The 25,326-nt window shown below is 63.8% G+C and carries 22 protein-coding genes and 1 pseudogene; 9 read left to right on the forward strand and 14 right to left on the reverse strand.

The features are described 5' to 3' along the window. Positions 1 to 99: 99 nt before the first annotated feature. The 3 genes from V2I08_RS03665 to V2I08_RS03675 form a co-directional block, all read right to left on the reverse strand. The gene (locus V2I08_RS03665) at positions 100 to 711 is read right to left on the reverse strand and encodes a murein L,D-transpeptidase catalytic domain family protein (protein WP_043151079.1); all 612 of its coding nucleotides are present in this window, start codon (positions 709 to 711) and stop codon (positions 100 to 102) included. A gap of 75 nt (positions 712 to 786) precedes the next feature. Then, complete coding sequence (locus V2I08_RS03670) at positions 787 to 1,842, reverse strand: lysylphosphatidylglycerol synthase transmembrane domain-containing protein (RefSeq protein WP_081764107.1); 1,056 nt, start codon at positions 1,840 to 1,842, stop codon at positions 787 to 789. Next, positions 1,826 to 3,637 carry an alpha/beta hydrolase gene (locus V2I08_RS03675; protein WP_081764108.1) on the reverse strand — a complete coding sequence of 604 codons (1,812 nt, stop codon included), beginning with the start codon at positions 3,635 to 3,637 and terminating at the stop codon, positions 1,826 to 1,828. The genes V2I08_RS03670 and V2I08_RS03675 overlap by 17 nt, the downstream gene beginning before the upstream one ends. A gap of 218 nt (positions 3,638 to 3,855) precedes the next feature. Here V2I08_RS03675 and V2I08_RS03680 point away from each other — a divergent pair, with 218 nt between their 5' ends. The 3 genes from V2I08_RS03680 to V2I08_RS03690 all read left to right on the forward strand — a co-directional run bounded on the left by V2I08_RS03680 (position 3,856) and on the right by V2I08_RS03690 (position 8,738). Then, entirely contained in the window at positions 3,856 to 4,503 is a 648-nt protein-coding gene (locus V2I08_RS03680; protein ID WP_048576674.1) for a Bax inhibitor-1/YccA family protein, read from the forward strand. Beyond that, entirely contained in the window at positions 4,500 to 7,031 is a 2,532-nt protein-coding gene (gene mgtA, locus V2I08_RS03685; protein ID WP_043151126.1) for a magnesium-translocating P-type ATPase, read from the forward strand. The genes V2I08_RS03680 and mgtA overlap by 4 nt, the downstream gene beginning before the upstream one ends. Before the next feature lie 192 nt (positions 7,032 to 7,223). After that, positions 7,224 to 8,738, forward strand: a complete 1,515-nt coding sequence (locus V2I08_RS03690) for an acetyl-CoA hydrolase/transferase family protein (protein WP_043151082.1) — start codon at positions 7,224 to 7,226, stop codon at positions 8,736 to 8,738. Between the two features lie 30 nt (positions 8,739 to 8,768). On the opposite strand, the gene V2I08_RS03695 is transcribed toward V2I08_RS03690, so the two are convergent. The 5 genes from V2I08_RS03695 to V2I08_RS03715 all read right to left on the reverse strand — a co-directional run bounded on the left by V2I08_RS03695 (position 8,769) and on the right by V2I08_RS03715 (position 14,359). After that, positions 8,769 to 10,367: an MBL fold metallo-hydrolase gene (locus V2I08_RS03695; protein WP_349633931.1), complete on the reverse strand. Its 1,599-nt coding sequence runs from the start codon at positions 10,365 to 10,367 to the stop codon at positions 8,769 to 8,771. Positions 10,368 to 10,675: 308 nt separating this feature from the next. Further along, positions 10,676 to 11,326, reverse strand: a complete 651-nt coding sequence (locus V2I08_RS03700; RefSeq protein ID WP_043151084.1) for a BON domain-containing protein — start codon at positions 11,324 to 11,326, stop codon at positions 10,676 to 10,678. Then, positions 11,298 to 12,053 carry a sensor histidine kinase gene (locus tag V2I08_RS03705; protein WP_081764110.1) on the reverse strand — a complete coding sequence of 252 codons (756 nt, stop codon included), beginning with the start codon at positions 12,051 to 12,053 and terminating at the stop codon, positions 11,298 to 11,300. Before V2I08_RS03705 ends, V2I08_RS03700 begins: the two co-directional genes overlap by 29 nt. A 147-nt stretch (positions 12,054 to 12,200) precedes the next feature. Then, positions 12,201 to 13,325: a VIT1/CCC1 family protein gene (locus tag V2I08_RS03710; protein WP_349633932.1), complete on the reverse strand. Its 1,125-nt coding sequence runs from the start codon at positions 13,323 to 13,325 to the stop codon at positions 12,201 to 12,203. Next, on the reverse strand, positions 13,322 to 14,359 hold the full coding sequence (locus V2I08_RS03715) for a zinc-dependent alcohol dehydrogenase family protein (RefSeq protein ID WP_043151087.1): 1,038 nt from the start codon (positions 14,357 to 14,359) through the stop codon (positions 13,322 to 13,324). Before V2I08_RS03715 ends, V2I08_RS03710 begins: the two co-directional genes overlap by 4 nt. Positions 14,360 to 14,886: 527 nt before the next feature. On the opposite strand from V2I08_RS03715, the gene V2I08_RS03720 reads away from it, so the two are divergent. Then, complete coding sequence (locus tag V2I08_RS03720; protein WP_043151127.1) at positions 14,887 to 15,537, forward strand: BON domain-containing protein; 651 nt, start codon at positions 14,887 to 14,889, stop codon at positions 15,535 to 15,537. Positions 15,538 to 15,948: 411 nt separating this feature from the next. On the opposite strand, the gene V2I08_RS03725 is transcribed toward V2I08_RS03720, so the two are convergent. From V2I08_RS03725 to V2I08_RS03735, 3 genes are read right to left on the reverse strand one after another with little or no spacing between them, the layout of a single operon-like run. Continuing rightward, a complete protein-coding gene (locus tag V2I08_RS03725; protein ID WP_043151088.1) occupies positions 15,949 to 16,512 on the reverse strand; it encodes an RNA polymerase sigma factor in 564 nt (187 codons plus the stop codon). Further along, complete coding sequence (locus V2I08_RS03730) at positions 16,509 to 16,949, reverse strand: periplasmic heavy metal sensor (protein WP_043151091.1); 441 nt, start codon at positions 16,947 to 16,949, stop codon at positions 16,509 to 16,511. The genes V2I08_RS03725 and V2I08_RS03730 overlap by 4 nt, the downstream gene beginning before the upstream one ends. Beyond that, positions 16,946 to 17,227, reverse strand: a complete 282-nt coding sequence (locus tag V2I08_RS03735) for a hypothetical protein (RefSeq protein WP_043151093.1) — start codon at positions 17,225 to 17,227, stop codon at positions 16,946 to 16,948. Before V2I08_RS03735 ends, V2I08_RS03730 begins: the two co-directional genes overlap by 4 nt. Before the next feature lie 131 nt (positions 17,228 to 17,358). On the opposite strand from V2I08_RS03735, the gene copC reads away from it, so the two are divergent. The 5 genes and pseudogenes from copC to hutC all read left to right on the forward strand — a co-directional run bounded on the left by copC (position 17,359) and on the right by hutC (position 22,593). Beyond that, positions 17,359 to 17,745, forward strand: coding sequence for a copper homeostasis periplasmic binding protein CopC (gene copC / locus V2I08_RS03740; RefSeq protein WP_043151095.1), 387 nt, complete (start codon positions 17,359 to 17,361; stop codon positions 17,743 to 17,745). 3 nt (positions 17,746 to 17,748) lie between these two features. After that, the gene (gene copD, locus V2I08_RS03745) at positions 17,749 to 18,678 is read left to right on the forward strand and encodes a copper homeostasis membrane protein CopD (protein WP_043151097.1); all 930 of its coding nucleotides are present in this window, start codon (positions 17,749 to 17,751) and stop codon (positions 18,676 to 18,678) included. A 156-nt stretch (positions 18,679 to 18,834) separates the two neighbouring features. After that, positions 18,835 to 21,126: a heavy metal translocating P-type ATPase gene (locus V2I08_RS03750; RefSeq protein ID WP_081764115.1), complete on the forward strand. Its 2,292-nt coding sequence runs from the start codon at positions 18,835 to 18,837 to the stop codon at positions 21,124 to 21,126. Next, a pseudogene (gene cueR, locus V2I08_RS03755) lies at positions 21,123 to 21,506 on the forward strand (Cu(I)-responsive transcriptional regulator); the annotation flags it as partial. The gene V2I08_RS03750 and the pseudogene cueR, both read left to right, overlap by 4 nt. Before the next feature lie 277 nt (positions 21,507 to 21,783). After that, positions 21,784 to 22,593: a histidine utilization repressor gene (hutC, locus tag V2I08_RS03760; RefSeq protein WP_235209663.1), complete on the forward strand. Its 810-nt coding sequence runs from the start codon at positions 21,784 to 21,786 to the stop codon at positions 22,591 to 22,593. A gap of 22 nt (positions 22,594 to 22,615) precedes the next feature. Here hutC and V2I08_RS03765 read toward each other — a convergent pair whose 3' ends face one another. The 3 genes from V2I08_RS03765 to V2I08_RS03775 all read right to left on the reverse strand — a co-directional run bounded on the left by V2I08_RS03765 (position 22,616) and on the right by V2I08_RS03775 (position 25,243). After that, positions 22,616 to 22,789 carry a hypothetical protein gene (locus V2I08_RS03765; protein WP_349633933.1) on the reverse strand — a complete coding sequence of 58 codons (174 nt, stop codon included), beginning with the start codon at positions 22,787 to 22,789 and terminating at the stop codon, positions 22,616 to 22,618. A 354-nt stretch (positions 22,790 to 23,143) separates the two neighbouring features. After that, the gene (locus V2I08_RS03770; RefSeq protein ID WP_349633962.1) at positions 23,144 to 24,349 is read right to left on the reverse strand and encodes an IS91 family transposase; all 1,206 of its coding nucleotides are present in this window, start codon (positions 24,347 to 24,349) and stop codon (positions 23,144 to 23,146) included. A gap of 9 nt (positions 24,350 to 24,358) precedes the next feature. Beyond that, complete coding sequence (locus V2I08_RS03775; protein ID WP_349633934.1) at positions 24,359 to 25,243, reverse strand: site-specific integrase; 885 nt, start codon at positions 25,241 to 25,243, stop codon at positions 24,359 to 24,361. Between the last annotated feature and the right edge of the window lie 83 nt (positions 25,244 to 25,326).

The raw sequence follows: 25,326 nt of genomic DNA on the forward strand, positions 1-25,326 counted from the left end.
CTGGTTCAGCTTCTTGGCGGCACAAGAGATGAAATGTGCAGGGAAGCCGAGTCCGGACCTCACCGACGGCGGCGTACCGCGAACGCCTTGGTCGCTTGACTAAAGCTTGGCCGCGTAGATCATTCGGCCCGGGCCGAGCCGGCCGAGAATTTGGGCTATATCGGCCTGTGCAACAGCAAAGCACCCCTGGCTTCGCCCGAGCTTGCCGGTGGCACGAACTATATCATCCGATACGTAGGATGCCGCATGGATGACAATGGCGCGCGCCTCGGCGTTGCTGTTCTCAGGGTCAAGGCCGATCAGGCGCTGCGAGCGACCATGCTTGCCTGAATAGCCGTTGCCGACCAGATAAGCGCCCGCTGAAGACGCCGCCGAGCCCGGTGAATTCGAGAAGCGCTCGACCCAACCGCTATGATCCGGATCGGATCCGCGCCCGTGTGCGACCAGCAGACTTTGGCTTCGCCCGCTCATCACATCGACGAGGTGGAACCGGGGAATGCGCGACGCCTGGCTGAAATCCACGATACCGATCACGTCGCGATGCTTTATCGTCGCGCGGTGGCGGTCCAGCGCACTCAATGCGCGTTGAAGCAAGGCCGGGCGCGGAGGAACTGGTCCTGGCAGGGCGGCAAGCCCGTTCGTCTGTTGTAACATGCCCAAAGCAGCGGCACCGCCACCCAGAAGCAGATGGCGCCTGGAAATGAATGTCACGCTTGTCTTGAACCACTATCTGTTTGCTGATCAAGACCATGATAAGCATGATATGAGCCACTTCACAGATAAGTACTAAACCTTACGAGAATCGGGAAGATTGCCGGGCGGGCTGGTTCGAGACGATCGCCGAGACCGATGCGGACGCCGCCTGAGTACCGAGCGCATCATCATAAGACCGGGCAGAAGCGGCAGCCACAATATCAGGATCCTCAGCAGCATGGTGGCGGCAAAGGCATTCTCGATCGGCACACCCAGGAGACCGAGCGTTGCGGTCGACGTCGCCTCGAAGCTGCCGAGACCCAGCGGGATCGGGCCCAGCGTCACGACGATCGAAGCCATGATCAGCGCAATGAACGCAGTTCCGAAACCGGCGGGCCCTCCCAGTGCGTCAAGGCAGGCCCAGAGCGTCGCGGCGTCGGCAAGGAAGACCAATGCATTGAAGCCTGTGACTCGAACCAAAAGCGGGCGATCGCCGATCAGATGGGCTGGGGCCTGACCGACGATCCCGAGCAGGTTACGGACCACGCCCACCCGTTCGAGCCGGGGCGACAAGGGTTGGCTGCCGCGATGTCTGAGCCAGAGCGCGAGCGACGGAATGGCGAGCGCCACCAGCAGAAACGTGGTGACCACACCGGCCATCAGCGGCGTCGCCTTGTCATGGAGCCATAGCAGGACCAGCATGGAGACCGCGAAGAAAGCGAAGGCGGCATAATAGCCGATCATCGAGACGAGCAGCGCCGCCACCGCCGTCCCGCGCGGCACGCGCAACCGCACGAGTTGGTCGACGAGAAGAACATTGCCCCCCATTCCCGCGCTTGGCACCGCCTGGTCCGCGAATAATTTGGTGAGCGCGATGCGCATCAACGAGGAAAGCGGGCGTGATGTGCCGGCGCTGCGCAGCACCGCCGCCCAGCCCGCCGCCACGCTGGCATAGGTCGAAAGCTGGAACAGGACGGCAAGAGCCAACCAGAAGAGATTGGCGCGAGCGACCAGACGGCCGAACTTCTCTATCTCGCCGAAATGCAGCACCGCCCCGACCAGCGCCGCCACAAGGATGATGCCGAGAAACCAGGACCGCCATGCGCCCGACGGCTTTGTTGCGGTCGCCTCGTCAGCTTTCGAGGACATAGCTGCCCGGCGCGTTCCCGAGCGCCCCGGAGTTCACGCCGGAACCGCCGAGCGGCGGCGGTACGCTTGGAGGGCTTGAATGCAGATCGAGCCAGACGGCCCATGCCGGCCACCACGAACCTGCGTCTGACGATGTCCGGGCCAGCCAGGTTTCAGGTTCGACGCAGTCCGCGTCTGCCGGTCGTGCGAGCAACCGATAGAATCGATCCGGATGGCTTGGCTCGGATACAATTCCGTCGTCATGGCCGCCGGTGGTGAGCAGGAATGTCACCTCCGTACCCATCAGCCGATGGATCTTGTAGACCGATCGCCAGGGCGCGACATAGTCGCTTTCGGCGCCGACCGCGAAAACCGGCACATGAATATTTTCGAGGGGGATCGGTCGACCGTCGACCTGGTACCGTCCCTCGGCCAAATCGTTACCAAGAGCCAGGGAGCGAAGATACTGGCTATGCGCTGCAAAAGGCAGGCGGGTGGCGTCGCTGTGCCAAGCTTGCAGGTCGCTCATGGGGCCGCGTGCGCCCATGAGATAGTCGCGGACAAAATATGGCCAGACAAGATCGTTCGAGCGCAGCGCCTGGAAAGCGCCGCTCATCTGCGCGCTGTCGAGATAACCCCGTGCGCGCGCCATCGTCTCGAGAAAATCCAGCTGCGCCGCATCGATAAACAGGCCGACCTCGCCCGGTTCGCTGAAATCGGTTTGCGCCGCGAACAGCGTCATCGTCGCAAGACGATCGTCGCCATCGCGCGCCATCGCCGCCGCCGCGATCGCGAGCAAGGTCCCGCCGAGGCAATAGCCCGTCGCATGGATCTTGTTCGCGCCGGTGATCGCGGTGATCGCGTCGAGCGACGCCATGATACCCAGCCGACGATAATCCTCCAGGTCGAGCGTGCGACCGCCTTCGCCGACATTGCGCCACGAAATCATGAACACCGTCTGTCCCTGCCCGACGAGCCAGCGCACCAGGGAATTCTCGGGCGACAGGTCGAGAACATAATATTTGAGGATCCACGCCGGAACGATCAGCAACGGTTCCGGACGGACGGCCTGCGTCGTCGGCACATATTGGATGAGCTCGATCAGATCGTTCCGATAAACCACCTTGCCCGGCGTGATCGCCACGTCGGCGCCAGGACGATAGAATTCGGCGCCGGCCGGCCGCTCCCCCGCAAGCGAGCGGAGCCAGTCCTGGATCAGAGTTGCCGCACCATCGATCAGGCATTCGCCCCCGGTCTCGATAATGCGGTGCTGGAGAACCGGATTGGTGGCGACAAAGTTCGAGGGCGCCAGCATGTCGAGCATTCGGTGGATCGAAAAGCGCATGATTGCCCGATGCTGCGCTGTAACCCCAAGAATATCGCACGCCGCCTCATCCCACCACCTCTCGCTGTGCAAAAAGGACTGACGTATCAGATCGAAAGGCCATGCCTCCCAGGAAGGATCGTCGAAGCGGTGATCCCGCGTTGGAGGGCCGGCTTGGGGCTTGGGTGCGCCTGCGGACGCAGCAGTCCGCCACTCACCACCGGCGAGCGACATAAATTCGCGGACGGTCTCGGCAACAATATGCATTTGGCTGCCTGGAAATAAGGCGAGATGCGTCGCCCAGTCTGCGAAGGCCTCACCGAGCGACGACGGCGCCAGCCCGCCTGTAAGGGTTGCAACGGCCGCTCTCGTGGGGCGAAGGAACAGTTCGGCCCATCCGTCATATGGACCACCAGCACAGTTTGTTGCCGTTCCGTCGGGCGTCGATAGCGAAACCACTGCCTGCTCCTCGTTGCCTGCCACTTGGCTCATAGGGACTTCGGCAGCGCCACGAATTAGGTAAGCCTACGGACCCGGGCCGCCCGTCAGCTTACGTAGCTTTGCGGATTGGTCGCAGCGACGTGCCGACACAGGGTAGAAGTGTAGCTTTTACCCAAGGCGAGGACCGGCGCATGCTCCATCGAAGCAACGAATTTGAGTGGCCGGCATCCGGCAATGCGAACGGCGGGTATCGTGGGCTGGGCGCCTATATGAGCGCGGTCTATCTCCACATGGCCGGCGGCGTGATCCTATCGGCAGCGTTCGCCCTTCTGGCCGCCTACAGCCGATCGCTCGCGGACGCCCTGTTCACTGCCGACGGGCTCACCATCATTGGATGGATCGTGACGCTGGCGCCCCTGGGACTGGTGATCCTGCTCGGCGCACGGGTCGATCGGCTGTCTGCCTCGACGGCCAGCGCGATCTTCATCCTCTACACCGCGCTCGTCGGATTGTCGCTTGGCAGCTTGCTGCTCACCTACAGCAGCGACAGCGTCGGCTACACCTTCGTTTCCGCTGCTGCCGGATTTGCCGTGCTCGCTCTGGTGGGCACTGTCACGCACAAGGATCTGTCGGGCCTGGGCGCCTTCTTCACGATCGCGCTCGTCGGGCTCATCGTGACGATGCTGCTTAATCTGTTCGTGCGCTCAGGCACTGTCGATCTGCTCACCTCGGGCGTCGGCATCCTGCTGTTCGCAGGGCTCACCGCATTCGATGCACAGCGGCTGAAGCGTCAATATGAGGAGGGCGCCGCGGACGGGCGCAATGGCGCTGCGGTGCTGGGTGCGCTGACGCTCTACCTCGATTTCCTGAACCTGTTCCTGTCGTTGCTGCGGTTCAGCGGACGGGAGCGGTGGTGACCGAGCCGCAGGCGTTCTGGCAAGCCACGCCCGACGATTCTCTCCGCACGCTCGCCGCGACCTGCGACGGGCTGTCGTCGAATGAGGCTGCCGCGCGCCTCGACCGTGACGGGCCGAACGAGATCTCCGCGGCGAAGCAGCGGCATCTCCTGCTCGACCTCCTGCGCCGCCTCGGCAATCCGCTGATCGCTATCCTGCTCGTGGCCGCCGGCATAGCCGGGGCCACCGGCGACATGGCGAGCTTTGCCATCATTTTCCTCGTCGTCGTGCTGTCTACCACCCTCGATCTCGTCCAGGAGCACAGGGCCGAAGCGACGGCGGAAGCGCTCAAGCGGGCGATCGCCCTTCATGCGACCGTGCTGCGCGACGGCAAGCCGATCGAGTTGCCCGTGCGCGAGTTGGTGGCCGGCGATATCGTCATGCTTGCGGCGGGCGATCTCGTCCCCGCCGATGGCGTCGTCCTGGCGGCGAACGGCGCGCAGGTGAACGAGGCGCTGCTGACCGGCGAGCCTTATCCGGTTGAGAAGCAGATCGAGCCCGTCATGGTCGCCGAGACGCCGGCCGACGCGCGCAACGCGCTGTTCCACGGGACATCGCTCATTGGCGGCACGGCGACAATGCTCGTCGTCCAGACCGGTTTGCGCACGCGCTTCGGCGCGATCGCGCGTTCGCTCGCCGGCAAACAGCCGACGACTGCTTTCGAGCATGGCATCCACAAGCTCGGGGTGCTGATCGTCAGGCTCACGATCTTCCTCGTGCTGTTCGTGCTGCTCGCCCATCTCGCGCTCGGGCGGCCGCCGCTGCAATCCTTCCTGTTCGCGATGGCGCTCGCGGTGGGCCTGACACCCGAGCTTTTGCCGATGATCATGACCGTCGCGCTCGGGCGCGGCGCTCAGCGGATGGCGAAAGCCAAAGTCGTGGTGAAGCGGCTATCCGCGATCCACGACCTCGGCCAGATGGATATATTGTGCACCGACAAGACCGGCACGCTCACCGAGGCGCGGATCACGCTCGTCGGCCACCCAGGCATCGACGGCGAGGATGACGAGCGGGTGGCGGAGTTGGCGGCGGTCAACGCCCGCTTCGAGACCGGCCTGAAAAGTCCGCTCGACCAGGCGTTGCTGCTCCACATGACCGGCCGCTCGCTCGAGGGCTGGCGCAAGCTGGATGAACGGCCGTTCGATTTCGAGCGGCGGCGCGTCGCGGTGCTTGCCGAGCAGGGAAGCGAGCGGATCGAGATCGTCAAGGGCGCGCCCGAGACGCTGCTCGCCTTGTGCACAAGAGCGCAGGACCGATCGGGAGAGTTCGTGCCGCTCGACGATGCGCTGCGCGCCCGTCTGTGCGCGCTGCGCGACGATCGCGCGGCGCAGGGGCTGAGATTGCTCGCGATCGCATGGAAACCGGCGGCCGGGCAAGAGCGAATCGACGCCCGGGGAGAGGACGAGCTGGTGTTCGCGGGCTATTGCGTGTTCGTCGACCCGCCCAAACCGAGCGCCACGTCCGCAGTCGCCCGGCTCGAAGCGGCGGGCATTCGCATCAAGGTGATTTCGGGCGATGCGGCGCCCGTGATCCAGCATCTCGTGGCGGCGCTCGCCCTGCCGGTCGAAGGTATTTTGACCGGCGAAGAGATCGCGAAGCTGAATGATCCAGCACTAGCTGCCCGGGTGGAACAGGTCGACCTTTTCGCTCGGGTCACGCCCGACCAGAAGACGCGGATCGTCCGCGCGCTCCGTGCGCGCGGTCACACGGTGGGCTTCATCGGCGACGGCATCAACGACGCGCCGGCGATCCGCGCCGCCGATGTCGGCCTGTCTGTCGACGGCGCCACCGATGTGGCCCGCGAGGCGGCCGACATGATCCTGCTCGCGCCCGATCTCGGCGTGCTCGCCGATGGTGTCGCGGAGGGGCGACGGACCTATGCCAACATCATGAAATATGTCCGGATGGGAACGAGTTCCAACTTCGGCAACATGCTGACCATGGCGATCGCGTCGCTGTTCCTGCCGTTCCTGCCGCTCACGCCGGTGCAGGTGCTGCTCAACAACCTTCTCTACGACCTTTCCGAGATCGGCATCCCGTTCGACACCGCGGACAGCGGCGATCTGGCGCGTCCGCAGGGATGGGACATAAGGGGGCTCGTACGCTTCACCGCGATCATGGGACCGCTTTCCTCGCTCTTCGACTTCGCGACTTTCGCGCTTCTGCTCGGCGTCTTCCACGTCGGCATCCCGGAGTTTCGCACGGCCTGGTTCATGGAATCGATGATGACGCAGATCCTCGTCGTGTTCGTGATCCGTACATCCCGCCCGGCCTGGTCGAGCCGGCCTCACATCGTGCTGACGGTCACCGCGCTGGCCGGCCTGGCGGCAGCGCTGCTGCTGCCGCTGCTGCCTTCGGCCGGTCTGCTCGGCTTCGCGATACCGGGTGCAACCATATTCGGCGCCATCGCGCTGTTGGTGGCCGGCTATCTGGCAAGCGCGGAGTTCCTCAAGCGGTTCGCATTGCGGCCAGCGAGGTCCGCGCGTTGATGACGAGGCCGCCGTGGCTGCATGACCGCGTCCCTCGATCTTATCGGGATGGTTTGAAATGCCGGCAATTGGCATCGCGGCGGAGCGATAGGCCGGGGCCGTAAGCGCCCATGCGGACGCGCGGCGCTGGCGCACGGGCCCGGTATCATGAATGCTTGCAGGCAGTTTGAACACGATCGGAGATTCGGGACGGTGAAGGAACGACGTATTGGTTACGAAGCGCTGCGGTCGAAGCTGATGAGCGCGCAGGATGCCGCCCGGTTGATCGCACCCGGCACCACAGTGGGCATGAGCGGCTTTACTGGTTCGGGCTATCCCAAGGCGGTCCCGCTCGCCCTTGCCGAGCGAATTGAGGCCGAGCATGCCGCAGGCAACCCCTTCTCGCTCCGCGTCTGGACCGGTGCATCGACAGGTCCGGAACTCGACGGTGCGCTCGCCAAGGCAGACGGCATCGAATTCCGCCTGCCCTATAATTCCGACCCCATTGCCCGCGACAAGATCAACCGCGGCGAGATGGAATATTTCGACATGCATCTGAGCCAGGTCGCGCCGATGGCGTGGCAGGGCTTCCTGGGTCCGCTGGACACGGCGCTAGTGGAGATCAGTGGCATCCGGCCGGACGGCTCGCTGATCCCGTCGTCGTCGGTCGGCAACAACAAGACGTGGCTGGACAGGGCGAGCCAGGTCATCCTCGAGGTGAACAGCTGGCAGAACCCGGCGCTCGAGGGCATGCACGACATCTATTATGGCACCGCGCTGCCCCCGCACCGCGTGCCGATCCCGCTCGTGCGGCCGGACGACAGGATCGGCGAGACCGGATTCCGGTGCGACCCCGCCAAGATCATCGCTATCGTCGAAACGGACGCGCCCGACCGCAATCTGCCGTTCAAGGCGCCCGACGAGGACGCGCTGACCATAGCCGGTCACCTGCTGGATTTCTTCCGCCATGAGGTCGCGCAGGGCCGATTGCCCGCGTCCCTGCTGCCGATCCAGTCGGGCGTGGGCAACATCGCCAACGCGGTGCTGACCGGCCTTGTCGATAGCCCTTTCGAGGACATGACCGCCTATACCGAGGTGATCCAGGACGGGATGCTGGATCTTCTTGCCACCGGCAAGCTGCGGATGGCATCCGCGACGGCCTTCTCGCTCAGTCCCGAGGCCGCCGCCGGTCTCAACGCCGACATGGAGCGTTTTCGGGACAAGATGGTGCTGCGCCCACAGGAGATCAGCAACCATCCCGAGTTGATCCGCCGGCTGGGCTGCATTGCGATGAACGGGCTGATCGAGGCCGACATCTACGGCAACGTCAATTCCACCCACGTCATGGGCTCGCGCATCCAGAACGGCATCGGCGGATCGGGCGATTTCGCCCGCAACGCCTATGTGTCCATCTTCATGACGCCCTCGCTCGCCAAGGGTGGCGCGATTTCCGCCATCGTGCCGCAGGTGAGCCATGTCGACCACATCAACCAGGACGTCCAGATACTCGTGACTGAGCAGGGCCTGGCCGACTTGCGCGGTCTCTCGCCCAAGCAGCGCGCGCGACTGATCATCGAGAAACGCGCGCATCCTCGTTACAAGCCTGCGCTGTCCGACTATTTCGAGCGGGCCTTGCGGTCATCCTACGGCAAGCACTCGCCGTCCCTGTTGGCCGAAGCCCTGTCATGGCATCAGCGCTTCGTGGAGACAGGCACGATGATGGCCTGAGCCAGCGCGAGTCCGTGGGATCATCGTCTCTCAGTGCCGCCGGGCGGCGCGCTTGTCCCGGACCTTCTTGTAGCTCTCCAGAACAGCCCGCATATCGTCGAGCGCCTGCTGACGGATCTTGGCATCCTGTATTTCGGCTAGTTCGCGTTTCAGGCCGGCGGCGAAATCAGCGTAGCTGTTCTGCCAATCGCGACCCACGGCCTGCCGAAGCTCCGGGTCTCCGGTCTTGATCCGGGCGGCAGGCGTGCCGACGGGCAGCCGGAACACCTCGCCTATCTCCGGCACGATGATGGAGGCGCTCAATTCGCGGGCCTGGGCGATGCGGCGCAACGTCCCGATCGCCGTCGCTTCCCCATGCGAGAGGAAGAGACTGCCCCCGACAGGACGCCGCGCCTCCATCCACGCCAGCAGATCGTCCTGATCGGCGTGCGCCGAATAGGTGTCGATGTGCCGAATCTGGGCGCGCACGACGACGTCCTCACCCGAAATGCGCACGCGCTCGGCGCCGTCGAGAATGATCCGGCCCAGCGAGCCCTCCGCCTGGAAGCCGACGAACAGCACCGTGGATTCGCGTCGGAAGAGATTGTGCTTGAGATGGTGCCGGATGCGGCCGCCTTCACACATGCCCGATGCCGCCATGATGATGGCGCCCGACAAGCTGTTCAGCCGGATCGATTCCGCGACATCATCGACGAAATGAAAAGCCGGGTGACCAAAGACATTCTCGCCCTCCATGTCCTCGAGCGAGCCGGCATATTTGGCGAACACGCTGGTCGCGCGATTGGCCAAAGGGGAATCGACGAAGACAGGGGTGGACGGAATGCGGTTGGCGTCGATCAGCGCGGCGATATCAACCAGCAGTTCCTGCGTGCGCTCGAGCGCGAACACCGGAATGATGAGATTGCCACCGCGCGCCAGCGCCCCCTTGATCTCGGCTTCCAGCAAGGTTCGGCGCTCGCCGATGGTGAGATGGTCGCGCTTGCGGTCGCCGTAGGTGGATTCGCAGATGACATGATCGAACCCCGAAGGACCCTCCGGATCGCGTTGAAACGCCTTATGCTCGGGACCAAGGTCACCGGAACACAGGACATGCCTCCCTCCGACATCGAGCTCAACCGACGCCGAGCCCAGGATGTGCCCGGCGTTCCAAAGGCGCGCCCTGAACCCGGGGATCTCAAACCATGTCTCGAGCTCAACGGGCCGGGTCTGCCGCCACGCGGCCATCGCGTCCTGCTCGGTGTAGATCGGTATGATCTTTGGCTGGTCCGCACGATCCTTGCGTCGATTGCGTCGGGTTGCGTCGCTCTCCTGGATGCGCCCCGCGTCGGCCAGCATGAACTCGAGCAGATCCGCCGTTGGCGCCGTGCACCAGATCTCGCCCGTGAAGCCTTCGGCCACGAGCCTGGGCAATAGTCCGCTATGATCGATATGGGCGTGGGTCAGGATGACCGCGTCGACCTCCTCCGCGTCGAACGGGAAGGCACTCCGGTTGAGCGCTTCGAGCGTACGGGAACCCTGGAAGAGCCCGCAATCGACGAGCAACCGTTTCCCGTCACGGCAGAATTCCATGCAGGAGCCAGTGACAGTACGGGCTGCTCCGTGGAAGGCGAGTGTGAGGTCGTCAGTCATGAAGTATCAGATCATTGTCCTGGATCGGCTGGGGAAAAGCCGTTTCTCCCACTCGAACTGCCCATGTCATCGTTTCGCCGGAGAGTGTCCGACGTGTTGCAAGCGAAGGCAACCAAAGCAGGAGGCCTTGCCGCCGTGCAATCAGTATTTGTGGCGATATTCTCTCGGCGACATTCATCCGGACGATGGCTGAGCAGCCTATCCGTGCGGATGGCTGCGCGATCGACGAAACTCCGAGTTTAGAAGAGGACAGCGCAGATGCGGCCGCCGGGATATTCCGGCGGCCGCTGATTTCCGACGTGGCGCAGTCAGACGACGACGATATTATCCTCGACCCTGGTGACGCCGGGAGCGGCCCAGGCGGCGCGCTCGGCGATCTGCCGCTCGTTCCACGCCCTGACCTTGCCGCCCAGCGTCACCTTGCCGCCATCGGTGAACACGGTGACGGAGGCGGCATCAAGATCGGCATTGCGCTTGAACGCCGCCACGATCCGGTCCTTGACGTCGCCGGACGTCGGCAGCTTGCGCAGCTCGATCAGATTGCTGACGCCGACGACGCCGTTGACCTTGCCGGCGACCTTCCGCGCCTCGTCGCTCTGATAGTACCAGTCGACCGTGCCGCTGAGCGTCACCCAGCCATGCTCGACCTTCACCGCGATCTTGTCGTCGGGGATCGAGACGTTCCAGGAGAACATGTCGAGGATGCGCTTGGCGATTTCATGATCGGCGGTCTTCGGATCGGAGGCGAAGCGCACCTTGATCTCCTCGGCGATTGCCTTGACCCCAGCAACGCGCCGGGTTGCCTTCTCCGCCGCCATCTTCTGCGGATAGCTTTTGACGAATCCGGAAAGTGTGACGACGCCGTCCGTCACGGCCACGCCGATATCGGCCTGGTCGATGCTCGGCTCCCACGCCAGCTCATCGAGAACGTCACGCTGTAATTGACTGTCGCTTTTCATGTCTGATCTCCTTGCGGGTCATTCTATTCCACCGGGCGGGGGCCGTCGCGGCGGTCTCAGCGCCGGCGACCTTGAGGACCAGCGGCAAGTTCAGGGAAGCGACGGAGCCGCGGTTCTCGCTGCTCCGGAAACGCAGGCGGCCATGGGCGTTCTCGACGAAATGCCGGACGCGGCCGAGGCCGAAGCCGTTCACGGAGGGCTGTTCGAATCGATGCAGCGCCGCGTGGAGTTCGGCGGCGCTCATGCCGCGGCCATTATCGGCGACGATGAGCCGGACGCGGCCTCCGAGCCGTCTGGTCCGGATCCGGATGACGCCCGGTCTCACCAATGCCGCGCAGGCGTTGGAGACCAGCTCCAGGATCACGGCGTCCAGATCGGCGGGATCGAGCTTCACGGGCAGTGAGCCGACGGCCGGTTCGAACCGGATTTCGACGTGCCGACCGGCGCGCGCGCGCATCAGCGACCCGAGACCGGCGAGATGCTCGTTGAGGTCGAAGCGCGTCGCGGCGCCTCCCGATCGGCCTTGCCCGAGCATCGCGCTGGTAAGTCGTCCCCCGCGCAACGCGGCGTCCTCGATCGCGTCGAGCAGCAATGTCCGCCGATCGCCCGTCGGCCTGTCGTCCAGCATGTGCCGCGCGGAGGCCACGACGCCGAAGAGGTTGCGCAGATCGTGAATAGTCTCACGCGTGGATATATCCGGATCCCGGTGAAGTGAGACACTGTGCATGGCGCCCTCCGTTGACGCAATTCTTGTCCCTCTCAGGAAGCGCCCGGAGAATCGGGAATGTTACTTAGGGGTCGATCCCCCGTGCTCGCGTCCTTCCATATTGATGTTTCACTCCGCGGGCTCTTGGCGACGGCTTCATCGTGGCCGTCAGCCGAGCGACACGCCGACGATTGCCCCGGCACCATAGGTGACTGCGGCAGCGGCAATCCCGATGACGAGTTGGCGCGCCGCCGAGAACAGCGCGGAACGGCCGGTGAAAAGGCTCGTGCCGGCGCCGATCAGCGCGAGGGCAAGGCCGCTGGCGGCCAGGCTGGCGATCAGCGCCGGTCGCCCCGAGAGCAGCAGGAACGGCGCGACCGGGATGATCGCGCCGGTCGCAAAGAGCAGGAACGACCATGTCGCGGCCGTCCAGGCGGACCCGCCGAGCTGATCCGGATCGATCCCGAGCTCCTCGCGCGCCAGCGTGTCGAGCGCGGTTCCTTCATTGCCCAGCAGCCGCTCCGCCAGCGCGCGCGCCTGTGGTTCGGCGATGCCTTTGGCCTGATAGATCAGGACAAGCTCCTCCTCCTCTTCCTCGGGAACCTCGCGCAACTCTTCGGCTTCGGTCGCGATCTGGCTCTGGTAGAGTTCGCGCGAGCTTGTGACCGACAGCCATTCGCCCATCGCCATCGAGCAGGCGCCCGCGACAAGACCGGCAAGCCCCGTGAGCAACAGCGTATTGTCCGCCGCGGCGGCGCCGGCCACACCCATCACCAGGCTGAGATTGGAGACGAGGCCGTCATTGGCTCCGAGCACGGCGGCGCGCAATGTGTTGCCACCGCCGCGGTGGCGTCCCTCGAGGAGCGCGATCGTCGGTCCTGAAAGACCTCCTTTGCCGGCGGCGGCCCGCATCAGCACGGCATGCGATCGCTCGTCGCCGGGAAGCCCGGCGGCCTTCGCCTCGGGCTGTGCGTCATAGGCCGTGCTGCCACGCGCCTCGCTGGCCGCGATCGCCGGCAGGACGAAAGCCGGTCCCAATCGCTTCGCCAGCCAGGAGAGGATGCGTGCGCTTGCGGAGGGAGCAGGCGAAAAATGGCCGCCGCCGGCTTCGATCCGCTTGCGCCAGAACTCGCCATGGGCCTGCTCGACCGCGGCGAGCCGGTGGAACACCTCGGCCAGCTTCGGATCGGCCTCGCTCTCGGCCAGCGCCGCATAGACCGCCGCGCCATCGACCTCGCCCTGGAGATTGGAGCGATAGCGCGGCAGGGCGCCAGGGTCGGTCCCGGTGGTCAAGCTTCTATGATCACTTTCAGCGCCTGAGTCGTAGCGGCGCGGCCGAAAGTATCATAGGCGTCGAGAATGTTCGCCAGCGCGAAACGATGCGTGATCAGCAGCTTGGGATCGATCTTCTTCGATTGGACCGTTTTGAGGAGCATCGGCGTCGTCGCGGTGTCGACCAGTCGCGTCGTGATCGAGATGTTGTGCGACCAGAGCCGCTCGAGATGGAGATCGACCTTGGAGCCGTGGACGCCGATATTGGCGATCACGCCGCCCGGCGCGACGATATCCTGGCACAGCAGGAAGGTGGTGGGAATGCCGACCGCTTCGATCGCGGCGTCTACGCCGCGGCCCTCGGTCAGCGCCTTCACCGCGTCCTGCGCCTTCCCGTCGGCGCTGTTGACGGTGTGCGTTGCGCCGAAACGGCGGGCGACCTCAAGCCGGTTGTCGTCGAGATCGATCATGATGATCTGGGCGGGAGAATAGAATTGCGCGGTCAGCAATGTCGCAAGCCCGATCGGACCCGCGCCGACGATGGCGACGCTGCTCCCGGGCGCGATCTTGCCGTTGAGCACGCCGCATTCGAAGCCCGTCGGCAATATGTCGCTCAGCATCACCAGTGCCTCCTCGTCGGCGCCCTCGGGGATCGGGTAGAGGCTGGTGTCCGCATGGGGGATGCGGACGTATTCGGCCTGGGTGCCGTCGATCTCGTTGCCGAGGATCCAGCCACCGGTCGTGCAATGCGAATACATGCCGCGGCGGCAATAGTCGCACCGGCCGCAGGCAGTGACGCATGAGATCAGGACGCGGTCTCCCGGTTTGAAGACGGTGACGCCCGCGCCGATCGCCTCGACTATGCCCACGCCTTCATGACCAAGGATGCGGCCCGGCGCGCAGGTCGCGACGTCGCCCTTCAGGATATGCAGGTCCGTCCCGCAGATCGTCGTCCGCGTCACGCGGACGACGGCGTCGCCGGCGTCGCGGATTTCGGGCTTCGGCCGGTCTTCGAGCGCCTTGGCGCCGGGACCCTGATAAACGAGCGCTTTCATGAACAAACCTCTCTAAGGTGAAATGTCGGCGTGCGCCTTGGGCGCATCCCTCCAGGGCCGATGATCAAGACCCGCGATTTGAACCCGGACGCCCGCCGAACCTATTCGTAAATCAACGGAGGGGACGAATCCTGTCGATGTCTCGTGACCTCCGACGGGTTTCGGCTTTCCCGTGAGGCTGGCTAGAGATGATTCTCTCACACCGGCATGTCGCATACTGGAACGCGACGTCCAGGAACACCGAGAGACTCGTAACGCCGTGCTTGCGCATCAAAACGGGCGCGATGGATCTCGGCGATGCGAAAGCCGATCCCAGATGCTTATGCGTGGACGACCCGCCAGTAAAACTCCGGAATGCCGGCCCTGCAAGCCCGGCTTAGAAGGCCGGTGCGCGACGAGTTGCTTCGACAGGAGTCAAATTCCGTCGGAGCGAAGGTAGTTTGCGCCTGTCTGTCACATGACACCCGTAAGGAAGGTCGTCGATCAAGACGCGCAGCTTCCCTTTGTCGATCGCTTTGGAGAATATCATGTCCCAGGATAGTCATCTTCAACAGTCTGTGCTCGCCGAGCTGAACTGGGAACCGAGCGTGACCGCCGCCCATATCGGTGTCACTGCGAACGCTGGCGTCGTGACGCTCACGGGCCATGTCGAGAGTTTCGCGGAAAAGCAGGCAGCCGAGGCTGCGGCCCGCAGGGTGAAGGGCGTCAAGGCAGTGGCCGAGGAGATCGAGATCCGGCTCCCTCTCGGTGACCAGCGTGACGACGATGACATCGCAGCCGCCGCGCTCGATCGGCTCGCCTGGGACGTGTCCGTTCCACGCGACGCCATCAAGGTTGTGGTCGAAAACGGTTGGATCACCCTGACCGGCGAAGCCGATTGGCACTATCAGAAGGACAGCGCCGAACAGGATGTCCGACGGCTGCTCGGCGTGATCGGCGTGTCCAACCAGATCACGATCAAGCGCAGGGTCGACGTGTCCAATATCAGCGACGAGATCATGCATGCGCTCCATCGTTCCTGGTTCTTCGATCCGAAGACCATCACCGTCAGCGCGGAGCAGGGGAATGTCGTGCTCGCTGGAACCGTTCACTCGCCGCACGACAGGCAGGTCGCCGCGGCGACGGCGTGGGCCGCACCGGGCGTGACCGATGTGCGGAATGACATCATCATCGCGTGAATGCGCGGTATTGGACTCTGACAGGCGACGATATCGTTGCGAAATGCGCTGGTCGATATGGCGTGCGTCGCCGTTCACGGCATCAGGACGGCTGCGCTCTCGAATATCTCTTCGGTGACCGTCCGGCTCTCGTCAAGCGTCGAAAGAGAATCCTTCCAGTTCATGGCGTTCGACGCCGGAGGATACCGCTCAGCTTTCTAATCCTGTCTTCACGTGGCAAATTCCTGGCGGAAGCGAACTGGAGCCACCGGGACAGTCTGGCATCGATATGCTGCACGCGAGTTGACCGGGAAACGCCAGCTAAGAAGCGCTATGGACGGCGCCGTGAAACAGCCGATCACCGCAGCGCCAACTTCATGCTCGTCTCAAACATGACGTCGCGACAGATGGCCGCCTCAAGAGGGGCCGGCGTCAATCACCCAGAAGCACGGCGAGTTTTTCGCGCGCCCGGTACAATCGCATCTCGACGGCCTTCTCGCTCACGCCCAGCACCTGCGCCGTTTCGGTCTCCGACAGACCTTCGATCGTCCGGAGCATCAGTGGATCCTTCAGCGAGGCGGGCAATGCCGCGATCGCCTGGATCACACGTTCGAGTTCCTCGCGATCACTTATCGCGACATCGACGGCAACCGCCTCGTCGGCCACATGCTCGGCAGTCGCGATCGGCATAGCCGCAAGGAGGAAGCGCCGGACCGCGCGCCGCCTCGCCCAATCATGGCATTTATTGATCGCGATGCGGGTGACCCAGAGCCTGAACGGGCGGGAACCATCGTAGCGGGCAAGCGCGGAAAAGGCGGACATGAAACATTGCTGCGTGACATCGACCGCCTCTTCGGTATCTCCGATATAACCGCGTACCAGACGGTAGACCGCTTCGCGATGGCGGCTCATCAGTGCCCCATAGGCACTTTGCCGCCCTCCCAGTGCCAGTGCGGCCAGTTCGCCGTCGGAACACTCCCCGAGATCGATCGTCACCTTTCCTTGGCCGTCAGCGCCCCGACCACGGCCCGGTCGAACTTCACGGCTTGGGCGGGCCGCAGCACGCCCCGCATCGCGAAGACATGCTCGAGCGTTTCCTTCTGGAGCTGCCCCATCACCTGATGCGAGCGGTCGACGGTCGCGCTTACCCGCGGACCATAGCCGTGTTCGGCCTCGATCGCATCGGCAAGCCGTGCATTTTCCGCTCGAAGTTCGAGTTCCAGCGCCTGTCGCCGCACGGCGAACCGTCGCTCGATCTCATCGAGACGCGTCTGCTGGCCCTTGTCGAGGTCCAGTTGCCCATGCAGCAAGTCATGAATCTCGTTTTCGACCGGAGCCTGGTGCGCAACCAGCTCACGGCCAACGAACACGCCGGCAATCGCCGCCGCAAAAGCGATCAGGGCGATCAGGATGTTGCGGCGGATATCGCTCATTCTCCGCTTTCCAGCAGCGTCGAGGGCGCGAGCATGGGCGGGGCTCCGAATGGCGAGATCGAAGAGGCCAATCGTACCGGCTCACCCGGAAAGCTCGATCCCGCAATCCCCATGATCAGAGCCCCCACCGCCGCCATACCGAAGAATCCGGCCGGCGACACGTCACGAGCGGATGTGCGGGCGATCATATGGTTCAATACCGCCTCATCGATTGTCGCGAGGCGCGGATGAACCGGGGCCTCGCGCAAACGGGCAAGTGCGGCGTCAACGTCGGTCATTCAACTTCTCCATTCCATGCTGCTAGTACGCACCATCCGATATAAGCCCTCATTTTTCCGATAGCTCCACAGTCGAGGGATATGGAGCTGCGCTGCGTATACATCTTGTCCTCACACTAAAGGAGATCGAGATGAACCACGTGCGTGCATTGCTGGCCATACCAATGATCGCAGGTCTTGCCCTGGCAACCCCTGCCGTCGCGCATCCGCGGCTGGTCGCATCGACACCATCGGCAACGTCGATAGTCCGCGCGCCGACGAGGATCACGCTGACCTTCTCCGAAAAGCTGATGGCGCAGCTGTCGGGCATCGATCTGACCATGACGGGAATGCCCGGCATGGCCAACCATGCGCCGATGAAAGTGACGGGATTGCAGATCAGCGTCTCGAACGGTGGCAAGACACTGATGGCCGCGCTGCCGCATCCATTGTCGTCCGGCACCTATGAGGTCAGATGGCATGCGGTTTCGGCGGACACCCATCGTATCGAAGGACAGGTCGCTTTCACGGTGACGTGACCCATGAGCGCATGGCCCCTCATCGCCGCCCGGTTTGCGGTCTATGTCGATCTCGCCCTCCTGTTCGGGGTGCCCCTGTTCGGGCTCTACGCACTAAAGGGCAGCGAACGGCACAGACTCCTGCCGTCGCGCTCTCTTATTGCGTTTCTCGCGCTCTTCGGCCTTGCCCTTTCAAGCGTGGGCTTCCTGCTTATGGCGGCATCGATGGCCGGAACGGGCATCGGCGGTGTGGATCGCAGCATATTAAATATGCTCCTGACGGATACTCCGGTGGGATGGGCCTATCAAATCATGACGGCGGCATTGCTCCTCGCCTTCGCAGGTGCCGTGGCCATTTCGCGTCGGCCAGTGGCGGTTCTTGCACTCGGCTCGGCCGCTGGCGCGACCGCGGTCGCGACACTCGCCTGGTCGGGCCATGCCGCGGCAACCGAAGGGAATGCCGGGACGATACATCTGCTCGCTGATATCCTGCATCTCCTCGCGGCCGGTGCGTGGCTCGGAGCCCTGCTCGGGCTGACGCTTCTGCTGTGGCAAGCGCCGCGCAACCCCGATGAGGCGATGTTGCGGACGGCTTATCGGGCACTTGCCGGTTTTTCGCTCGTCGGCAGCATCATCGTCGGACTCATCGTCGCAACCGGACTCATAAACGGTGCACTCCTGGTCGGACTTGCTAATCTCATGCACCTGACGACCAGCCTGTACGGCCAGGTCCTGCTCGCAAAGCTGTTGCTGTTCGCGCTGATGCTGACTTTTGCAGTCGCCAATCGATTCCGCCTGACTCCCAGGCTTGGAGCCGCGATCAGTCGAGGAGCGCCTGGCGAGGCGATCTCGGAACTCCGGCGCAGCGTGATGCTTGAGATGGCCACAGCGATACTCGTTCTCGCCATCGTCGCCTGGCTTGGCACCTTGGCGCCGCCTTTGTCGGACGGCTAGCCACCGGAGATGATCCGGTGCTTGACTCTGACACGGTGTCAAACCCCAGATCTGAATGCGTCTACGAGGAGAAGTACAGTGACCGATTCGAAAGACGCGGGGCGTTCCGCCCATGGCGGCTGTTGCGCGAACAATGAAAATAGCGCTGCGTCTACGATGACGGTCGGGGACCCGGTATGCGGAATGACCGTGGATCCGGAAAAGACCACGCACCACGTCGAACATGGCGGTGCCACCTACTATTTCTGCAGTTCAGATTGCCGCGCCAAATTCGTCACCGATCCCGGGCGTTACGTCGGCTCGACTTCCGTCCCGCAGCACGAAACGGAAGCCGGGACGATCTGGACCTGTCCCATGCACCCGGAGGTCCGACAGGATCATCCCGGCAACTGCCCCATCTGCGGCATGACGCTCGAGCCTGCGATCGTTACGGCGGACGCGGGGCCCAGTCCGGAACTCGCCGATATGTCCCGGCGGTTCTGGATCGGGCTCATACTCGCGCTTCCCGTGCTGATCCTCGAGATGGGCGGTCATATCTTTCCGGCACTGCATCATCTGGTGCCGATGCGGATATCGGCCTGGATCCAGCTCGTGCTGGCGACCCCGGTGGTGCTGTGGGCCGGCTGGCCGTTCTTCGAGCGCGCATGGACGTCGGTCCGGACGCGCAACCTCAACATGTTCACGCTGATCGCGATGGGGACCGGGATCGCCTGGGCCTACAGCATCGTCGCAACGCTCGCACCGGGTGTTTTCCCACCCGCCTTCCGATCGGCCGACGGCACGGTCGCGATCTATTTCGAGGCGGCGGCGGTCATCACCGTGCTTGTGCTGCTCGGACAGGTGCTTGAGCTTCGCGCCCGCGAGCGCACCTCGGGCGCGATCAAGGCGCTGCTCAACCTCGCGCCCAAGACCGCGCGCCGCATCAGCGCGGCCGGCGCGGACGAGGAGGTAGGGCTTGACCAGATCGTCGTCGGCGATCGCCTGCGCGTCCGGCCGGGTGAGAAGGTGCCGGTCGATGGGATCGTAGAGGACGGCCGCTCCTCGCTCGACGAATCGATGGTGACGGGCGAATCAATGCCCATCACCAAGACGGTCGCCGACAAGGTGATTGGCGGCACGCTTAACCAGACCGGCGCGCTCGTCATCCGCGCCGACAAGGTGGGGCGCGACACCATGCTGGCGCGGATCGTCCAGATGGTCGCCGAAGCGCAGCGGTCGCGCGCGCCGATCCAGCGCATGGCCGATCGGGTCTCGGGCTGGTTCGTTCCCGTGGTGCTCGCGATCGCCGTGCTCGCCTTCGCGGGCTGGGCGATCTGGGGTCCGGAACCGCGCTTCGCCTATGGTCTCGTCGCCGCGGTTGCGGTGCTGATCATCGCCTGCCCCTGTGCGCTTGGTCTGGCGACGCCGATGTCGATCATGGTTGGCGTCGGCCGCGGCGCCGGGCTCGGCGTGCTGATCAAGAACGCCGAGGCGCTCGAGCGCATGGAGAAGGTCGACACGCTCGTCGTCGACAAGACGGGAACGCTCACCGAGGGGCACCCCTCGGTGACGAAGATCGTCGCCGGTGCGGGGTTCAGCGAAGACGAGGTGCTGCGCCTGGCGGCGGGAGTTGAACGTGCGTCCGAACACCCGCTCGCGCGCGCCATCGTCGAAGCGGCGAATGCCCGGCAGATCCCCATTCCCGAGGTCGCGGACTTCGACTCCCCGACCGGCAAGGGCGCGCTCGGCACCGTGGAAGGCAAACGCGTGCTGCTCGGCAACACCGCCTTTCTCAAGGAGCATGGGGTCGAGACGGCCCTGCTCGACGCAGAGGCCGACGAGCTGCGGCGCGATGGCGCGACCGCGATCTTCGCGGGGATCGATGGCGTCGTCGCTGGTGTCCTCGCCATCGCCGATCCGATCAAGAAGACGACGCCGGAGGCGCTCGCCGGCCTGCGGGCCGAGGGCATACGCGTCGTGATGCTGACCGGCGACAACCGCACGACGGCCGAGGCGGTGGCGAGGACGCTCGGCATCGACGAGGTCGAGGCCGAGGTGCTACCGGACCAGAAAAGCGCGGTCGTTGAGCGCCTGAAGCGCGAAGGCCGCATCGTCGCCATGGCGGGCGATGGCGTCAACGACGCGCCCGCGCTCGCCGCCGCCGAGGTCGGCATCGCGATGGGATCGGGCACCGACGTCGCCATCGAAAGCGCGGGCATCACCTTGCTGAAGGGCGACCTCATGGGAATCGTGCGCGCGCGCCGGCTTTCACAGGCGACCATGTCCAACATCCGCCAGAACCTGGTGTTCGCCTTCATCTACAATGCCGCCGGTATTCCGGTCGCCGCAGGGCTGCTCTACCCGGTCTTCGGCATCCTGCTGTCGCCGATGATCGCGGCCGCCGCGATGGCGCTGTCCTCGGTCAGTGTCGTCACCAACGCCCTGCGGCTCAACCGGCGGAAAATATGATCATCGGACAGGCCGCCATCGTGAGCGGGGTCTCGCAGCGGATGATCCGTCACTATGAGAAGATCGGCCTCATCCCGGCCGCGTTGCGCCGTGACAGCGGATATCGCGACTATGCGGACACCGATGTCCATCGCTTGCGGTTCATCGCGAATGCCCGCGATCTCGGCTTCCCGATCGAGGATATCCGAAGTCTCCTCGCCCTTTGGGACGATCGCGATCGTTCGAGCGCCGAGGTCAAGGCGCTCGCCATTGCCCGGTCCGATGACATCGGCCGCAAGGCGGAGGCCTTGCAGGCGCTGCGGCGGACGTTGCTCGATCTCGCGGAACGCTGCCACGGAGGCGAGCGTCCCGAGTGCCCGATCATCGACCAGCTTCAGGAAGGCAAGCCAAAGGACGACCAGCGATCCCGTGGCATGCTGAAGCGGCGGGCTGTCGGGCATGCGGATCGCCGTGGACCCGCCGCCACCGGCAATCCTCACGAGATCGTCACCAACCTACAGGTAAAAAAATGACGATCGACGTGCGGTTGGCCCGCCTCACCATCGCGCGCCGTGACCCCACTGCGTAGAGGGGGGCGGCTTGTTGTGGGTAGCAGATATGAGTGCCGACTGTTAGAAAACATCCAGCGTATTCTTCTTGGATAAGTGCAGAACAGATATGAAGATTCTTGCTCCTGCGGAGGCGCGTCAGATGTCGGGCAACGGAGGGTCCGGTCAGCCAGTCAATGAACCCAGGGGCAACGGATCCGACGAGTCAGAGCCTGGACCGCGCTATCTCGCCATCAAACAGTTCGTTACGGACGCGATCGGCAGCGGCGCACTAAAGCCTGGCGACCGCGTGCTCTCCGAGGCTGAACTTGTCTCCCGCTTCTGTGTTTCCCGCATGACGGCCAACCGGGCGCTGCGTGAGCTGCAGAACGCCGGCGTTCTGGTTCGGCGGACGGGAATAGGGTCGTTCGTCGCCGAATCCAGACCGATCGGCCACATGATCGAGATTCGCAACATCGCCGACGAAGTTCGGGCGCGAGGTCACGCATATCGGGCGCGGGTAATCCAGAACGAGGTCAAGAAGGCGACGGCGAAGACTGCGCCGCTTCTCTGCGTGTCGCTTGGGTCGCGCTTGTTCCACTCGATCATCGTGCACCACGAAGCCGAGTTTCCGATCCAGCTCGAGGAGCGCTTCGTCCTGGCGTCGGCCGCGCCCGAGTATGCCGACATGGATTTCACTCAGACCACGCCCAACGAATATCTGACCCGGATCGCGCCCATCGAGCGCGTTGAGCACCGCGTCCGCGCCGCGATGCCCGACAGTCGCACACGCAGCCTGCTCGGACTCGGCGAGCTTGAACCCGTGCTGCTCCTGACCCGTCAGACCTGGAGCAGCTCGCGACTGGTATCACATGCTTGGCTGACCCATCCAGCGAGCCGGTTCGAGCTGTCCGCCAGTTTCTCGGTCCCGAGCGGTTAGGGTGCGCCTCTGCGCCTCTGCGTCAGATGGTGGTAACGGGCGCCTCGGGGCGTGACCGGCGACGGCGCAGCCACCGAAAATCCGCGCGGCCGAAGCTCTTGAAGAGCAGATAGAAGCCCGTTCCCGAAAGCCAAAGCCAAAGCGTGCCGAAAGCGACGAAGATGATGAGCGGATGATTGAAGCTGGTGCGGCTCACATAATGAAGAGCGTTTTTAGGTTGGCGGCGCGGCCCGCTGACGCATGAAGCCTAGCGCGAGGGCCGATGGCCGCGTCGGTAAGCTAAAAACGTGTTGGACGAAGCCGCCTGCTCAGCGTTGCCGCTATGGGGATTGAATACCGCTGGTGCGGTTGAGGTCCTGCTGAGAGGTGGCTTTTGCATAGAATATGTGCCCAGCATGGCGAGAATCACGGATTGCCATGCCGTCCGCCAAAGATGCTGGCGGCCTCCTTCGATGCTGTAGCCACCGGTTTCTGGCAAGGCGGCAATAGGCCACCCCTGGCCCGTTAGACCGGGCAACCTGAACGGTCCTCAAGTGGCAGGCCTTATTGGTCATGACGTATCCGGCGCGAAGGGCTGACAGGACGAGGACCGCTCGAGAACTTCGATGCACAGCATGCGACCATGGTGACATGCGGGGCATTCGCGCGGGGAGACTCCAGTGAACTCTTTGATCTTGTCGCTGGAATCAGGATCCTCCCCGATATCTGCCCGGTCTTCAGAACGCTGCATCCCGAGAAGTGCCCTGCAACGGGCAAGCTTCTCTTTGCGATATCGGTTGGCAAGGAATCCATAATAGCGGATGCGCTGGAAGCCTTGCGGCAGGACATGGATCAGAAAGCGTCGGATGAACTCCTCCGCGCTGAGGGCCATTACCTTTTGCCGGCTGCCGCCGCGATAGTCCTTCCAGTTAAAGTGAACCTTGCCGTCCTCGATGTCGATCAGGCGATTGTTGGAAATGGCGATGCGGTGCGTATAGCGTCCGACATAGTCCAGAACCCGCTCAGGTCCGGCGAAGGGCGGCTTGGCATAGACGACCCAGTTGATCTGGCGGACCGAGTCCAGATAGCGGTGGAATGGATCGGGTTCGCGGAGTCGCTCGAGCGACGAGAAGAACTGCAGCTTGCCGGCGTGAAAGGCCCTTTGCAGAGCTTCGAGGAAGAGGCGGCGGAACAACCGGGAGAGGACCGCGACGGGCAGAAAGAAACCGGGGCGGCAGGAGATCCACCGCCCGCCATCGGGTGATAGTCCGCCGCCGGGGACGACGCAGTGAACGTGGGGATGATGACCAAGATTTTGTCCCCAGGTGTGGAGGACCGCAAAAAAACCGACCTCGGCCCCAAGATGCCTGGGATCAGCGGCGATGGTCCGCAGCGTCTCGGCAGCCGCGTGGAACAGAATGTCATACACCGCATCGGCATTTTGGAACGCGATCGCGGCGATCTCGTTCGGCACGGTGAACACGACATGGAAATATTGAGTGTCGAGCAGCTCGGCGCGGCGGTCCTCGATCCATTGTGCCCGGGCAAGTGATTGACACTTCGGGCAATTCCTTGATCGGCAGCTGTTATAGGAGATTCGTTGCTCTCCACAATGGTCGCACTGCTCGACATGCCCGCCGAGCGCCGCCGTGCGACAGCGCTCAATCGCGCTCATTGCGGCGCGTTGTACGGTTGATAGCGAGGGCCCATGCTGCCCTCGATAAATGTCGCCGTAGCGGCGGAAGACATCCGCAACCTCCGGCCCCGAGCGGCCCACTGTCTCCACTCAGAAGTGTTCGGGCGCAGGCGGTGGTGCGACACGAGACGTTGGATGGGGGAGCAACTCCAGGGGGCTTGTCGTGCCGCAGACCTTGTTTGTGGCGATCCGGAGATACTGGGCGGTGGTGGCCAGGGAGCGATGGCCGAGCAGCAACTGAATAGTGCGGACATCTGTGCCTGCTTCGAGCAGATGGACGGCGAACGCATGGCGCAAGGAATGGGGTGTCACCGGCTTTGACAGTCCAGATCGTCCGTGCGCCCTCTTGCAGGCGTTCCCGACAGCATCGCGGGTGATCGGCTGATCGCTGCTGGCGCCGGGGAACATCCAATCCGTTGGACGGGTCACCCGCCAGTAGCTTGTCAGCGTCTCGAGCAACCTTGGCGAAAGCATGACATAGCGGTCCTTCTGCCCCTTGCCTTGTTCAACTCGCAGCACCATGCGCTGGCGGTCGATGGCGCCGCGACACTTCAGGTGCGTGGCCTCCGAAATACGCAGACCCGCCGCGTAGCAGGTGGTCAGAATCGTGCGATGCATGAGGCTTTCCACGCAACCGAGGAAGTGCAAAACTTCCTCGGGGCTGAGCACAACGGGCAACTGCTTTGGTGCCTTAGGGCAAGGGATGCTACGATCAAAGTCCCAGTCGCGCCCAAGTGTCGTTCGGTAAAGGAACCGGAGGGCAGCGACTGCAACATGGATCGATTTGGGCGCCAGCTTCTTTTCGTTGGCGAGATAGATCTGGTACGACCGGACATCCTCGGGTCCAAGCAACGCCGGTGACTGTTCGAAATGGCGGGCAAATAGAGAGACCTGAAGTAGGTACGATCCTTGTGTATGTGGGGACAGATTGCGAACCTGCATGTCTTCCTTCATGCGGAGCCGGAGCGGGGTCATCGTGGGTCTCCTTTGGACAATGGGACTGCTGAGGCAGCAGTTCCATTGTGCCAGACTCGATGTTCCTCAGAAATCCCGCCAAC

It is taken from the genome of Sphingobium sp. MK2, from assembly GCF_040170545.1.
GTDB lineage: Bacteria > Pseudomonadota > Alphaproteobacteria > Sphingomonadales > Sphingomonadaceae > Sphingobium.

Bases quoted from the DNA above. Each gene is read 5' to 3' on its own strand.
- copD (WP_043151097.1), top strand. From the start codon at position 17,749: ATGAGCGCATGGCCCCTCATCGCCGCCCGGTTTGCGGTCTATGTCGAT.
- V2I08_RS03735 (WP_043151093.1), bottom strand. From the start codon at position 17,227: ATGACCGACGTTGACGCCGCACTTGCCCGTTTGCGCGAGGCCCCGGTT.
- V2I08_RS03695 (WP_349633931.1), bottom strand. From the start codon at position 10,367: ATGACTGACGACCTCACACTCGCCTTCCACGGAGCAGCCCGTACTGTC.
- V2I08_RS03730 (WP_043151091.1), bottom strand. From the start codon at position 16,949: ATGAGCGATATCCGCCGCAACATCCTGATCGCCCTGATCGCTTTTGCG.
- copC (WP_043151095.1), top strand. From the start codon at position 17,359: ATGAACCACGTGCGTGCATTGCTGGCCATACCAATGATCGCAGGTCTT.
- hutC (WP_235209663.1), top strand. From the start codon at position 21,784: ATGAAGATTCTTGCTCCTGCGGAGGCGCGTCAGATGTCGGGCAACGGA.
- V2I08_RS03700 (WP_043151084.1), bottom strand. From the start codon at position 11,326: ATGAAAAGCGACAGTCAATTACAGCGTGACGTTCTCGATGAGCTGGCG.
- V2I08_RS03715 (WP_043151087.1), bottom strand. From the start codon at position 14,359: ATGAAAGCGCTCGTTTATCAGGGTCCCGGCGCCAAGGCGCTCGAAGAC.
- V2I08_RS03680 (WP_048576674.1), top strand. From the start codon at position 3,856: ATGAGCGCGGTCTATCTCCACATGGCCGGCGGCGTGATCCTATCGGCA.
- V2I08_RS03675 (WP_081764108.1), bottom strand. From the start codon at position 3,637: ATGAGCCAAGTGGCAGGCAACGAGGAGCAGGCAGTGGTTTCGCTATCG.
- V2I08_RS03775 (WP_349633934.1), bottom strand. From the start codon at position 25,243: ATGACCCCGCTCCGGCTCCGCATGAAGGAAGACATGCAGGTTCGCAAT.
- V2I08_RS03750 (WP_081764115.1), top strand. From the start codon at position 18,835: ATGACGGTCGGGGACCCGGTATGCGGAATGACCGTGGATCCGGAAAAG.
- V2I08_RS03670 (WP_081764107.1), bottom strand. From the start codon at position 1,842: ATGTCCTCGAAAGCTGACGAGGCGACCGCAACAAAGCCGTCGGGCGCA.
- V2I08_RS03705 (WP_081764110.1), bottom strand. From the start codon at position 12,053: ATGCACAGTGTCTCACTTCACCGGGATCCGGATATATCCACGCGTGAG.
- V2I08_RS03720 (WP_043151127.1), top strand. From the start codon at position 14,887: ATGTCCCAGGATAGTCATCTTCAACAGTCTGTGCTCGCCGAGCTGAAC.